Here is a 12,635-nt window from a genome sequence, read left to right as displayed (position 1 = left end):
CTGGGCGCCACCGGGGTACTACCGGGGTGCTACTTGACGTCGACGAAGTCGGCGCCGGAGGCTGCCGCGGCCGTCGTCGAGTTACCCGCGAAGGAGTAGCGGTAGGAGCCGTCGGCCGTGGCCTTGACGGTGGTCCTCAGGTTGCCCCTACTGTCCGCCTTGACCGTCTTGAGGGTGGTCCAGGTCTTGGCACCCTTCTTCTGGTACTGGAGCTGGGCGGACGCGCCGGCGTAGCCGCCGAACTTCAGGTTCTCCCAATTGGCGCGGGTCGCGTTGCTCGTGACGGTGAGGGTCCTGCCCTTCTTCACCGGCTCGGGCGTGGCGTTGGCGGTGGCGAGCTTGGCGGCGCGCTGGAACCAGAAGGAACCGGCCTTCTCCTTCCAGACGAAGTCCTCGTCCTTGGCGTCGAACCAGGCGTCGACGTACCAGATACCGGCGTTGCCGTTCAGGAACTCATCGGTCCTCGGGTCGATCTTCACCGAGGCGGTGCAGGTGGAGGTGGTCTTGCTGATCGCCTTGCAGACGGGCTTGCCGGTGGTGAGCAGGCCGTAGCCGGGGCCGAACAGGTCGAACGGGTCGGCGCCCAGGATGCCGGAGTTGTCCGACGCGGTCACGCTGACCGTGATCGTCTTGGCGCCGGAGGTCGAGACCTGCACCTTGTTGTCACCGTCGACGACCACCTTGGTGATCTTGGTGTCGCCGAGGCTGCCGTCCGCGTGGGCGGCGGGGACGGCGAGCCCGGTGAGGGCCAGAGCGCCGAGGGAGACGGCGACAGTGGCGCGAAAACGCATGAGATTCCCCCAGTTGTGGGTGCACCGGATCAGCGGTGATCGCCGATCCGGTACTTGAGACTCACAGGACCTGGGGATGGTTGCACGACTGGTAGATATATCTGCGAGATTGTGCGAGTTACGTGAATATCACTGAGCGTATGGTTTCGGTTCAGGTTTCGGCTTTTTTCGTTCTCGGCCTTCGACCTCCAGCCTTCAGTCGAACCAGCGGTCCCGCGCCAGCTCCCCCGTCCGGGACGGGTCCTCCAGCAGCGCCGCCACCTCGAACCGGCGCGGCCACTGCCCGGCCGCCCAGGCGAGCCCGGCGGCGACCCCTTCGAGGGTCGCCGCGTGGAGCACCCCGTCGTCGGTGAGCCGCCAGTCGATCTCGACGCCGTCGACGATCAACTCGTCATGTTCCACGTACGACTTGGGGGTACGGGGGCCGAGGAGCACGGCGACCGATTCGGGTACGTCGTGCTCGGCGCCCTCGGAGTCGACGCCGCCGGTGACGGACTCGCTGAGCCGGCGCACCTGGAAGAGTTCCGCCAACTCGGCGGCCCTGGTGGGGCGTACGGGCAGCAGGGGGGTGCCGTCGGTGAAGGGGAGGAGGTCCGGGGAGTCGACGACGACGGCGTCGGCCGCGTCCACGACGTCCACCGAGCCGTCGACGACGGCCCTCAAGTCGTCCGGGAGCGTGACCTGTTCGGGGTCGAGGTCGGCCAGGGCCCCGTAGAGGCCGTGGAGTTGGGACAGGGTGACCTCGCGGTCCGGGTCGGCGAGGCGTTCCAGGAGTTCGGCGGCGCCGCCGGGCTCTTCGAGGAGCGCGGCCACGGAGGTCCGGACTCCCAGGGCGCGCAGGACCTGTTCGTCGTCGAAGCCGGTCGCGTCGGCCTCGTCGTACAGCCCGCGCAGCAGCGGGTCGCCGCCCGCCGCGAGCAGGCCCGCCGGGCGGCGGCCGTCGAGGACGGGGTGACCCCTCAACCACCAGGCGGTGTACGGCCGGACGACCTCGTGGGTGCCGTCGGGCAGCAGGATCCGCAGCGGCTGGACCAGGGCGTCACGCAGCGGCGGCTGTGCCAACAGGGCCAGCGCCTGGGGCCACTTGTCGTCGTCCACGAGGTCCAGGTCGCGTACGGCGATCAGTTCCGTCGCGACCGGGGGGACCGGCGAGTCGGGGAAGCGGTCGAGGATGTCCTCGGCCCAGACGTCCACGGCGTCCAGCAGGCCGGCGTCGTCGGGTTCGGCGAAGTCGCCCTCGCGGGGCTCCAGTTCGTCGGGGTCGAGGACGACGTCGGTGGCGCGGACGAGGGCGAAGGTGGCGAGCACTCCGCAGGCGGTGAGGGGCTGTTCGCCCCACTTGTCCGCCAACTCGTGGTCGACTTCGGCGAGTTCGTCCTCGCGGATGACGGAGGCGAACGGGCTGCCGGGGAGGACGAGTTCACCGGCGGGGACGAGTTCGCCGTCCTCGTCGGGCAGGGCGAGGGCGCCGAGCCAGGGTTCGTCGCCGGGTTCGAGGGCCGCCTCGCGGACAAGGGCGAGGACGGTGTCCGCCAACTCCTCGGCGTCCGGGGCGTCTTCGTCCCACGCGCCGCCGTCGTCGTCCAGGGAGGCGGCGACGGCCGCGCGGACCTGGGGGGTCGTCAGGACGGCCCTGGGTGTCGCCGGGAGCGCGCCGAGCTTCTCCAGCAGGGGGTGCGCGGCGTCCTCGTGGGCGACCTTGAGGCCGAGGCGGGCGAGGACCTCCGGGTCGGTGCCGGTCGCCGTGTCGGGGAGGGGCAGGAGGATCTGCCGGGGGCCGATGGTGGTGCGGCCGTCCGCGAGGGGGACGGGCAGGCCCGAGAGGCGGTCGGGGTCGGTGCCCGCGAGGCTGTCGTACAGCCGGTACCACCAGCCGGGGTCCTTCTCCAGCCCGGCGAGGCGGTCGATGACGTCCGCGAGGGGGACCCGGGGGACGCCGAGGGTGCGCAGCTCGACGCGGCGCTCCAGACCGGCGGGGAGGAGGGTGGGGAGGACTTCGGCGAGGACCCGGACGGTGTCGGCACCGGCGCCCTCGACGAGTTCGGCGTCGCGGGGGCGGAGGGCTTCGGGGAGGAGTACTTCGGGGGTAGCTCCTGGGTCGTCCCCCGGCAGGGGTAGTACCTCGGAACCAGCGGCGTCGGTAGCACTTCCGGTGTACAGGTCCCCGGCGACTCCGAAGGCCGGTCCGGCCGTCTCGCCTCGTTGCTCTCCCTGTGCCGCAGCGGGCGGCAGGAACGCGGTGCGCGGCAGCCGCTCCAGCACGGCCTGGCGGAGCGCCCCGTCCAGTTCGCCCTTGCCGAGCGGGCCGGGGACGAGGTCGATGATGCCGGCGTCCACCGGGCGCCAGTCCGCGAGGAGTTGGGCGTAGGTGTCGGCCGCGCGCTGGACCAGGAAGTCGGTCAGGGGGCCGGGCGCGGCGTGGCGGCGGGTGGTGTCGAGGGGGAAGGAGGCGATGAGGAGGGCGGGGACGCCGAGGGGTTCGTCGCTGGGGGTGGGGGCGTGCAGGACGGGGGCGGTCCGGGGTCGTACCGGTAGTCCCTGGGTATCCACCGGCACGGCCCACGTCAGCGACCAGTGCGGGCGCAGGCGCTCCTCCACCGGGCGGTCGGTGAGGAGGTCCGGCTCGGTCTCGCCGTGCGCGGAGAGGGTGCGCCAGGTCGTCGTACCGTCGCGGGAGTCCTCTACGACCGTGAGGTGACCGTCGGTGCGGCGCCACAGGGTGCGGGCGTCGTCCCCGACCTCGACGACGACCTCCTCCAGCCCCACGAGGGTCAGCAGCAGGCTGTCGTCCACGGCGTCGAGCAGGCGCTCGGCGAGGTCGGCTGCCGCCGGGTCGCGCAGGGGGAGGATGACGGCCGTGTCGTAGCTCTCGGGGGCGGTGCCCTCGGCGGCGTACGGAAGGCGTAGTACCGGTACGTGGCCGTCTCGGCGCCGCACCTCGTCGCCCAGGCCGGGGCTGTGGCGAGCGGTCTCGGCGGCGAGTTCGCGGGCCTCCGCGAGGGACCAGCGGACGCCGCCGTGCCGCCCGACGACCGCCGGCTCGTCGGTGACGGACAGCACCGCCGCGAAGCCGACGCCGAAGCGGCCGACGGAGGGGGTGTCGCGTTTGGCGGACGCGCGGAGTGTCGAGAGCGACTCGACTCCGGCGGCGTCCAGGGGGGCGCCGGTGTTGGCGGCGACGAGTACGCCTTCGCGCAGGGTGAGCCGAAGCCGCCCCGGCACACCCGCGCGGGCGGCGGCGTCGGCGGCGTTCTGGGCGAGCTCGACGATCAGCCGATCGCGGTAACCCCCGAGTACGAGGTCCTCCTCGGCGTTCGCGTCCTCCCGGAACCTGGCGGGGCTGGTCGCCCAGGCATCCAGGACCCCGCGCCGCAGCCGGGCGGTGCCGAAGGGGTCGGCGCCCTCGGAAGCGGGCCGCACGAAGTTACTCACGTTGCACTCTCCTCATCGGCGTGAGGAGACCGTACCGCTCAGGTCTTACGCGGGCGTACAGCGCTCACTGGGAGGCGTAGGCGAGGAAGCCGGTCCAGGTGGCGGGGGTCACAGTGAGGCGGGGGCTGGAGTCGGAGTACTTGGAATCGCGGATGTGGATGGTGCCGGGGGTGTTGGCGACCTCGACGCAGGAGTCGCCCTCGCTGTCGCTGCTGTAACTGCTCTTGAACCACGCCGGGCGGGTAGCTTGGGCGGAGTTGTGGTTCATGTCTCTCCCAACAGTTGCTCGATGAACGCCCGGGATTCCTTCACCGAACAAGCCTCGCCGCGGATGGCGCCGTAGCTCATTTCGAGGACCATCAGGCTTTTCGGGTCGTCCACGGGGCGGCCGTCGCCATCTTCCCGACGGCCGACAGCCGAGCCGTCCGCGAACTTGAGGATCTGGATCCGCCCTCCGTTGCCGGGGTGGTTCCAACGGGCGGTGGGCAGTACCTGTATCTCTACGTTGCGCAACTGGCCTACGTCCAGGAAGCGTTCGAGTTGGCCGCGCCAGACCCGCACGCCCCCGATCGGGCGGCGCAGCGCCATCTCCTCCACGACGAAGCTGAGTTCAGGCGCCGGTGAGCGACTGAAGTTCCGCTGCCTGGCCATGCGTCCGGCCACCGCCTTCTCAAGCCTGTCATCCGAGAGCAGGGGACGCCCCGTCGCCATCAACGCCCTCGCGAATACTTGACCTTCTCCACGTCGTCCCACATCGCCGAGACGCGGCCCCCCGCCCCCAACACACTGTCGGCCTTGTCCAGATACGACCGCCGGGGGATCCGCATCCCGGACTCAACCTTGTAGACCATGTCCTCGCCGTACCCGATCGCCTTGGCGAAGTCGACGACCCTCATCCCCGCGGCCTCACGCCACAGCTTCAACTGTCCTCCCACACAGACGAGTACGGCGACACCCCACTCGTCCTCGGGATCTACCTCCCACCCCGGCCCGTCCCCCCCCCGGCTCGCCCAGCGTCCTGCATTCCGCACTCCCTCGTACGACTCTGTACGTGCCGCCCCTACCCCGCGCACCCTCTCGACCTCCTCGACACGATTGGACAGCCATTGGACAGTCGCTCTACGTAGCCGCGATATGCCTGAAAAGTGAACCGCACCCGGCCACGCTGCATCACATGGTTCAGAAAACTCCCCCGCCCCACCCCGCACCCCAACCCACCACCCCCACCCGCCACTTCAGCATCCAACTCTCCCCCACCCGACGCGGTGCCCGCCTCGCCCGCCTCCTCTCCACGGAACAACTCCGCGCCTGGGGAATCCCGTTGGACCCGGCGCGTCTCGTCATCGCCGAGCTCGCCAACAACGCCGTCCAGCACGGCCGCGTACCCGGCCGGGATTTTCTGCTGTTCGTCCAGGATCTCGGCGACACGCTCCGTATCGAGGTCTCCGACACCCGGACCGACCGGCTCCCCCAACCTCAACTCGCCCAGCCCGACGCCGAGTCGGGCCACGGGCTGACGCTCGTGCAGGCGCTGACCACCGCCTGGGGCGTCACCGAGGGGCCCACTCCGCGCAAAACCGTCTGGGCGGAGATCGCGTTGGGGGCGCCGGGACCCGGGTTTCCGTACTCCGGCGCTGCCAGCTCCTCCAAATAAAGAACTGTGAGCTAAAGGACCCCGACCAAACCCCACCCCTCCCGCCCGAGCCGGCGAGCGGGAGGCGGGAGGTTGGAGGGCGGTCACTCCGGTGGGTGACGTTCGCCAACCGGACTTGATCTGGGGGCGGTTGTATGCCTTACGCTCTGCCCAGCAACATCAGAAAATTCAACGGCCCCCGCCTGGGACTGGCATCCCACTGCGAGGGCCTCACCACCAAGGAAGAGAGACGCTTCCCGATGGATACCCTCGACATTAGCTCGTCCCCGCGTACCCAGTCCCGCCCCAGTGACGGGAAACACCCGAACCGGCGTCACCCGCACGCAGGTCTGGTTCACGACAACACCCGCCACACCGACCGCTTCACGGTCATCGGCAACCACCTCGCCCAGCACCCCGACCTCTCGCTGCTCGCGATCGGGCTCGGCACGCACATCCAGTCGTTGCCCGCAGGCTCCTGCATCTCCATCCGGCACCTCGCCGGACGCTTCCCCGAAGGCCCGGACCGAATCGCCGGTGGGCTACGGGAGTTGGAGCACCACGGCTACCTGCGGCGCAAACCGGAACAGGTCCAGGGCGGCCGCTTCATCACCCGGACCGTGTCCTGCAATCAGCCGGACCGCACCAACAGGGCTGCCCACAAGGGCAGTACGGGCGCCGATGCGGAGGACTGCGCCGCTGTCGACGGCTGTGCCGGGGATCACGCCAGCGGGGACGCGCCCGGCGAGGACGCCGAAAACCCGGACCGCCCCGGCCGACCCCACCACTCCCCGTCCCCCTGCCCCAACCCCCCACACCGCCCCCGCACCAAGGCCCTCCCCCCGGTCCCCCAACCCTCCTGCACAGTCCCGGGGATCTTCCAGAAAGCCGCCGAGGTCCTCACCGACCTCCGCCGCCACGACCCCCGCCTCTACCTCTCCGCCGCCGACGTCGCCCATCTGGCCCCCGGCGTCGCCGCCTGGCTGGAACGCGAGGTCTCCCCGGGGACGGTACGCCGGGCCCTGGTCGCGAACCTCCCCGCGGACCCCCTGCACCGCCCGGCATCCTTCGTGGCCCACCGGCTGACGGCCCTGCTCCCACCTGTGCCGTACTTCGGCCCCGGGCGCCCGGTACTACCCGTGTACCCCGCGCCGGACGCGCCCCCGGCGACCGGCGCCGACAGCCTCGTACCCGTACAACCCGTAGTACTCCGGGGCCCCCGGGAACCCACCGCCACCTGCCCCGGCTGCGACCGCCCCTACCGCCGGGGTACGGCCCCGGGCACTCACTGCCGGGACTGCCGACCGCCCGAGCCCGTAGCACTCAGGTAGTCAGCCCCAGGTACTCCGCCGAACGAGTGCCGAACGAGTGCCGAACGAGCTACGAATGCCCCAGCTCAGCCGTCTCCTCGTCGCCCGCTCCCACCGGCACCGACCCCGAGTCGGCCGCCGGACGCAGGGGGAACGGGTCCACCCGGGTCTCGTCGACGACAGGCTGCGCGGGCCGCGGCGGCGCGGGCATGACCGCCGCCTCGGAGTGCCCGCCGCACCCGTACGTGAGGGAGACGACGCGGCCGTCCGCGGGCGAGAACTCGTTGGCGCAGACGCCGAACGCCCGGCCGAGGCTGCCGCCGATCGGCGTGAGGAAACCGCAGCTCACGCAGGTCGCGGGGGCCGCCTGGGCCATCGGGGTCTGCGCGCCGAACGCCTCTTCCCAGCGGTCGGCGGCGATGTGCAGGCCGTAGCGGGACAGGACGCGAGCGCGGCGCAGACCGAGTTCGTCGGCGACGGCGGTGATCGTGCCGCGCGCGGGCGGCGTCGCGAGGTCGGGCGTGTCCTCGGCGTCGTCGGCATCGTCGGGCTCGGCGTCGGCGAGCTGCGGCTCGGGCTCGTCGTCGCCGGAGTCGCCGGGGGCGAGGCGGTCGTCGTAGCCGGACTCGGCGTACCCGGACTCCAGGCGGTCGTCGTCCGCGTCGGTCGGCAGGAGGTCGCCGGGGCCGAGGTCGCCGGGGCGCAGGCGCTCGCTCCACGGCACCCACTCGGGCGCGAGGACCGCGTCGGGGCCGGGGAGCATGACGACCTCGTCGAGGGTCACGATCTTGGCGCGGGACGCGCGCGCGACGGTCACCGCCCAGCGCCAGCCGCGGTAGCCGAGTTCCTTGCACTCGAAGAAGTGCGTGACGACGCGGTCACCCTCGGAGACGAGGTCCACGTGTTCACCGACGACTCCGGGGGCCGCCGCCTCCTCGGCTGCGGTGCGTGCGAGGTCGACGGCCTCGGCGCACAGGCGGTCGGGGGTGCGGCTTCGCGTGGTCGCTGCGCTCACAGGTATCGCTTCTCTCCTACGCCGTCTGTCGGGTGCGGTGTCTCGGGCCGCGGAACGGACGGAGCGGACCTGTGGGCCGCGTCGACGTCCGCGTCCGATCGTGCTCGGGCGCACCTGTGCCATCCATTGTGCGGGATGGCTGAGATACGCACGCTACCTGTTCATGGCCGCTCAGCCCACACCGACGGGACACGTCGATCGACAACGACACCCGGATCTTCACCTGGAGGCAGCCCCTCCGTACCTGAGGACTACCCGGGTAAACCGTGAGAACTACCGACCCGTACGGGCGGTAACCGCACTACGTACCGCTTTCTCGGGGCACTATGAACGTCGTGGCAACCGCGCGGACACCCCAGGGCGCGACCGGAATCGGCGGGCAGGGGAAAACGGGGAAGACGAAGAGCGGCGGTTCGGGTCGGCTGGGCGGACCCGTCCGCTCCATCGGCCGTGCCCTGCACTTCCCGTTCACCGGTACGGCACGTGGCATCAGAAAGGCCACGCACGCGCACGGCGCGGGCGAGTCGGGCCTCGGCAAACTCATCGAACTGCACGCCGTGAACGGGGCGGGCGACGTGATGATCACGGTCGCGCTCGCCTCCACCGTCTTCTTCTCCGTCCCCACGGACGAGGCGCGCGGGCGGGTCGCGCTCTACCTCGCGATCACGATGGCGCCGTTCACCGTCCTCGCCCCCGTCGTCGGCCCGCTCCTGGACCGGCTCCCGCACGGGCGCCGGGCGGCGATGGCCGGTGCGATGCTCGCGCGGGCCCTGCTCGCCCTAGTACTTTCGGGTGCCGTCGCGACGGGGAGCCTGGAGATGTATCCGGCGGCGCTGGGGGTACTCGTAGCCTCCAGGTCGTACGGGGTCGTTCGCTCCGCGGTAGTACCCCGACTACTCCCACCCCGCCTGTCCCTGGTGAAGGCCAACTCCCGGGTCACCCTGGGGGGACTCCTGGCCACGGGCATCGCCGCGCCCATCGCGGCGGGGCTGCACCAGATCGGCCCGGGGTGGCCGCTGTACGGCGCGTTCGTGATCTTCGTGGTGGGTACGTTCCTGTCGTTCACGCTCCCTCCCAAGGTGGACTCCGCGAAGGGCGAGGACGTCGCGCTCCTCGCCGCCGACGAGAACCATCTGCACGGCCCGCTCAAGTCGGCGAAGCGGCCGGGGCTGCGCACCGTCGGCATCGGGGTGACCCACGCCCTCGGCGCGAACGCGGCGCTGCGCTGGCTGTCGGGGTTCCTCACGTTCTTCCTCGCGTTCCTGCTGCGCGAGCACCCGCTGACGGGGCAGAGCGCCGCCGTCTCGCTGGGCATGGTCGCGGTCGCGGCGGGGGCGGGGAACGCGCTGGGTACGGCGGTGGGGGCGAGGCTGCGGTCGCGGGCGCCGGAGGTGATCGTCGTGACGGTCGTCGCGGTGGTCCTCGGGGCGACGATCACGGCGGCGCTGCTGTTCGGGGCGTTCCTGGTGGCCTGTCTGGCGGCGGTCGCCGGGTTCTCGCAGGCGCTGGCCAAGCTGTCGCTGGACGCGCTGATCCAGCGGGACGTACCGGAGTTGGTGCGGACGTCGGCGTTCGCGCGGTCGGAGACGATGCTCCAGGTGTCGTCGGTGTTCGGCGGGGCGGTGGGCATCGTGATGCCGCTGAACGGGACGCTGGGGCTGTCGGTCGCGGCGGGGGTGGTGGCGGTGGGGTGGGTGGCCACGGCGAAGGGGCTGCTGGGGTCGGCGCGGCACGGGGGCACGGGTGGCGGGGGCGGCGGGGGCCGGGCTCGGGTGGAGTAGAGCTCTAGTACCTGAGGGTGAGCGGGCTACGAGGGGGCGGGCGGGGGTGCGGGACTCCGGTCGTACCCGGGTAGTACCTGAGAGCTACCACCCACCCCGCGTGGCCTAACGCACAGCGACGCCGTACCCCGCGTAGGAACTGCGCCGGGCAGGCCCGATAGCCTTCGCCCATGACCAAGCAATCCGCTGCTGTGCGACGCCGCCGCGCCGTCGCCGCCGCCGGCGCCGTGTCCGCCGGACTGCTCGTGCTCTCGGCCTGCGACAAGCCGACCCCGCGGGCCACGATCACCTTCGGCACGTCGTCGGTCAGCGAGGAGGCCACCTGCGGCGGTGAGGGCTCCACGCTCGACACGTCGAAGCTGACGGCCTGCCTGAAGGACGAGGACATCGAGTCCATCAAGGTCGACGCCGACGCGGGCAACGTCCGGTTCGGTGTGGACCCCAAGATCGCCGACAAGCGCTGGACGATCCTGATGAACGGCCAGCCGCTCACCGGCGACAGCAGCAAGACGTACCTCACGATCCCGAGCAGCGTCTTCTTCAACGCCCAGTACGGCGCGCAGGGCGACTCGACGCTCGTCACCATCAAGGCGGGTGACGGCAAGAAGGACAGCCAGGCCGTCACGGGTCTGTGGTCGTTCCGCCTGAAGAAGGACAGCTGACCACGTCCGCCGTCCGCATCCTGGTCGCCACCGCGGTCCCCGCCGAACGGGACGCGGTGGCACAGGCGTTCCCGGACCCGTCCGGCGAACTCCGTACGCTGCCGGGCGGACTGACCGTCCGTCGCCTCACCCCCCTCCCCCACAGGTACGACCTCCTCGCCGCCGGAGTCGGCCCGGCCCTCGCCGCCGCCTCCACCGCGACCGCCCTCACCGCGGCGGTACTTGAGGGGGACCCGTACGACGTCGTCGTCTCGGCGGGCATCGCGGGCGGCTTCGCCCCGGACGCCCCCGTAGCCTCCCTGGTCCTCGCGGACCAGATCACCGCCGCCGACCTGGGCGCGGAGACCCCTGACGGCTTCCTCCCGGTCACCGACCTCGGCTTCGGCACCGTCACCCACCTCCCGCCCCCGGACCTCGTACGCCGCGCCGCCGCCGCGACCGGCGCCCGCACCGGCACCGTCCTCACCGTCTCGACGGTCACCGGCACCGCGCACCGGGCCACCGGCCTGCGTACCCGGCACCCCGGGGCGCTCGCCGAGGCCATGGAGGGCTTCGGCGTCGCGGAGGCGGCCGGCGCCCACGGCATCCCCGTACTCGAACTGCGCGCGGTCTCCAACCCCGTTGGCCCGCGCGACCGTTCGGCCTGGCGGATCAAGGACGCGCTGGAGTCGCTGACGGCGGGGTTCGGGAAGCTCGCCCCCGTTCTGGAGAGTTGGAAACGAGCATGACCTCTGAGCAGCCCATGACCTCCGACCGGCCCGTGCGGATCGCCTACTCCCCCTGCCCCAACGACACGTTCGTCTTCGACGCCCTCGCGCACGACCGCATCGCGGGCGCCCCCGCGCTCGACGTGACGTTCGCGGACATCGACATCACCAACGGCCTAGCGCAGCGGGGCGAGTACGACGCCCTGAAGGTGTCGTACGCCGTCCTGCCGTACGTACTTGAGACCTACGCCCTCCTGCCCTGCGGCGGGGCCCTGGGGCGCGGTTGTGGCCCTCTGGTCCTCACGAGGGAGGCGGGGGTCTCCCTCGAAGGTCGTACGGTCGCCGTGCCGAGCGAGAAGTCGACGGCGTACCTGCTGTTCCGGCTGTGGGCGGCGGACACCGTGCCCGGCGGGGTCGGGGAGGTCGTCGTGATGCCGTTCCACGAGATCATGCCGGCCGTCCGGGACGGGAAGGTCGACGCCGGACTCGTCATCCACGAGGCGCGGTTCACGTACCGGAACTACGGGCTGCACCAGCTCGCGGACATGGGCGAGCACTGGGAGGAGACGACCGGCCTGCCCATCCCGCTGGGCGCGATCATCGCCAAACGGTCCCTGGGCGCCGACCGGTTGGAGCTGCTGGCCGAATCGATCCGGGCGTCGGTGCGGGCCGCCTGGGACGACCCCGAGACGTCCCGGCCGTACGTCATGGAGCACGCCCAGGAGATGGACCCGGCCGTCGCCGACCAGCACATCGGGCTGTACGTCAACGAGTTCACGGCGGATCTCGGGGAGGCGGGGTATGCCGCCGTACGGGGGCTGCTCACGCGCGCGGCGGCCGAGGGGCTGGTACCGCCCCTCGGGCCGGACGCACTGCGGTTTCCCTGATACCCGGGAGTTACCCGGGGATTCCTACACGTCGAGCTGGTCGGCGACCGCCCGCAGCAATCCGGCGATCTTCGCGCCGGAAGCCTTGTCCGGATAACGCCCCTTCTCCAGCATCGGGGTGATGTTCTCCAGGACCGTGGTCAGATCCTGGACGATAGAGGCGAGTTCGTCCGGCTTACGGCGCTGGGCCGCGGCGACCGAAGGAGTCGGGTCGAGGAGAACGACCGAAAGGGCCTGATCGCCACGCTGACCGGCGACGACTCCGAACTCGACGCGCTGGCCCGGCTTGAGTGTCTCGACTCCGGCGGGGAGAACCGAGGAATGAACGAAGACGTCACCGCCGTCGTCGCGGGAGAGAAAGCCGAAGCCCTTCTCGCTGTTGAACCACTTGACTTTGCCGGTAGGCACGTCTGTCCT

At 71.4% G+C, this 12,635-nt stretch carries 11 protein-coding genes and 1 pseudogene; 6 read left to right on the top strand and 6 right to left on the bottom strand.

The genetic code is table 11. The features are described from left to right. Positions 1-29 precede the first annotated feature (29 nt). From ACLZOT_RS25660 to ACLZOT_RS25645, 4 genes and pseudogenes are all read right to left on the bottom strand, one after another. Positions 30-791 carry a calcium-binding protein gene (locus ACLZOT_RS25660; protein ID WP_416971417.1) on the bottom strand — a complete coding sequence of 254 codons (762 nt, stop codon included), beginning with the start codon at positions 789-791 and terminating at the stop codon, positions 30-32. 195 nt (positions 792-986) lie between these two features. Then, a complete protein-coding gene (locus ACLZOT_RS25655; protein WP_416971416.1) occupies positions 987-4,223 on the bottom strand; it encodes a sacsin N-terminal ATP-binding-like domain-containing protein in 3,237 nt (1,078 codons plus the stop codon). 64 nt (positions 4,224-4,287) lie between these two features. Then, the gene (locus ACLZOT_RS25650) at positions 4,288-4,491 is read right to left on the bottom strand and encodes a DUF397 domain-containing protein (protein ID WP_416971415.1); all 204 of its coding nucleotides are present in this window, start codon (positions 4,489-4,491) and stop codon (positions 4,288-4,290) included. Further along, a pseudogene (locus ACLZOT_RS25645) lies at positions 4,488-5,254 on the bottom strand (helix-turn-helix domain-containing protein). Before ACLZOT_RS25645 ends, ACLZOT_RS25650 begins: the two are co-directional and overlap by 4 nt. 143 nt (positions 5,255-5,397) lie before the next feature. Between ACLZOT_RS25645 and ACLZOT_RS25640 the strand changes: the two are divergent. After that, positions 5,398-5,877, top strand: coding sequence for an ATP-binding protein (locus ACLZOT_RS25640; RefSeq protein ID WP_416971414.1), 480 nt, complete (start codon positions 5,398-5,400; stop codon positions 5,875-5,877). A gap of 239 nt (positions 5,878-6,116) precedes the next feature. Next, positions 6,117-7,187, top strand: a complete 1,071-nt coding sequence (locus ACLZOT_RS25635; RefSeq protein ID WP_416971413.1) for a helix-turn-helix domain-containing protein — start codon at positions 6,117-6,119, stop codon at positions 7,185-7,187. Between the two features lie 49 nt (positions 7,188-7,236). Here the strand turns inward: ACLZOT_RS25635 and ACLZOT_RS25630 are convergent, their stop codons facing one another. Beyond that, positions 7,237-8,181, bottom strand: a complete 945-nt coding sequence (locus ACLZOT_RS25630) for a DUF3027 domain-containing protein (protein ID WP_416971412.1) — start codon at positions 8,179-8,181, stop codon at positions 7,237-7,239. A 335-nt stretch (positions 8,182-8,516) separates the two neighbouring features. Here ACLZOT_RS25630 and ACLZOT_RS25625 point away from each other — a divergent pair, with 335 nt between their 5' ends. The 4 genes from ACLZOT_RS25625 (at position 8,517) to ACLZOT_RS25610 (ending at position 12,218) form a co-directional block, all read left to right on the top strand. Continuing rightward, on the top strand, positions 8,517-9,962 hold the full coding sequence (locus ACLZOT_RS25625) for an MFS transporter (RefSeq protein ID WP_416971411.1): 1,446 nt from the start codon (positions 8,517-8,519) through the stop codon (positions 9,960-9,962). Positions 9,963-10,132: 170 nt separating this feature from the next. Further along, positions 10,133-10,624, top strand: coding sequence for a DUF2771 domain-containing protein (locus ACLZOT_RS25620; RefSeq protein WP_416971410.1), 492 nt, complete (start codon positions 10,133-10,135; stop codon positions 10,622-10,624). After that, positions 10,594-11,352 carry a futalosine hydrolase gene (locus ACLZOT_RS25615; RefSeq protein ID WP_416971409.1) on the top strand — a complete coding sequence of 253 codons (759 nt, stop codon included), beginning with the start codon at positions 10,594-10,596 and terminating at the stop codon, positions 11,350-11,352. Before ACLZOT_RS25620 ends, ACLZOT_RS25615 begins: the two co-directional genes overlap by 31 nt. 14 nt (positions 11,353-11,366) lie before the next feature. After that, entirely contained in the window at positions 11,367-12,218 is an 852-nt protein-coding gene (locus ACLZOT_RS25610) for a 1,4-dihydroxy-6-naphthoate synthase (protein WP_416971542.1), read from the top strand. Between the two features lie 24 nt (positions 12,219-12,242). Here ACLZOT_RS25610 and ACLZOT_RS25605 read toward each other — a convergent pair whose 3' ends face one another. Continuing rightward, on the bottom strand, positions 12,243-12,626 hold the full coding sequence (locus tag ACLZOT_RS25605) for a cold-shock protein (RefSeq protein WP_416971408.1): 384 nt from the start codon (positions 12,624-12,626) through the stop codon (positions 12,243-12,245). Positions 12,627-12,635 lie beyond the last annotated feature (9 nt).

It is taken from the genome of Streptomyces sp. 4F14 (assembly GCF_048159485.1).
Lineage (GTDB): Bacteria > Actinomycetota > Actinomycetes > Streptomycetales > Streptomycetaceae > Streptomyces.
The sequence above is the reverse complement of the archived record's forward strand: the minus strand, read 5'-3'. Positions and strand labels throughout refer to the sequence as shown.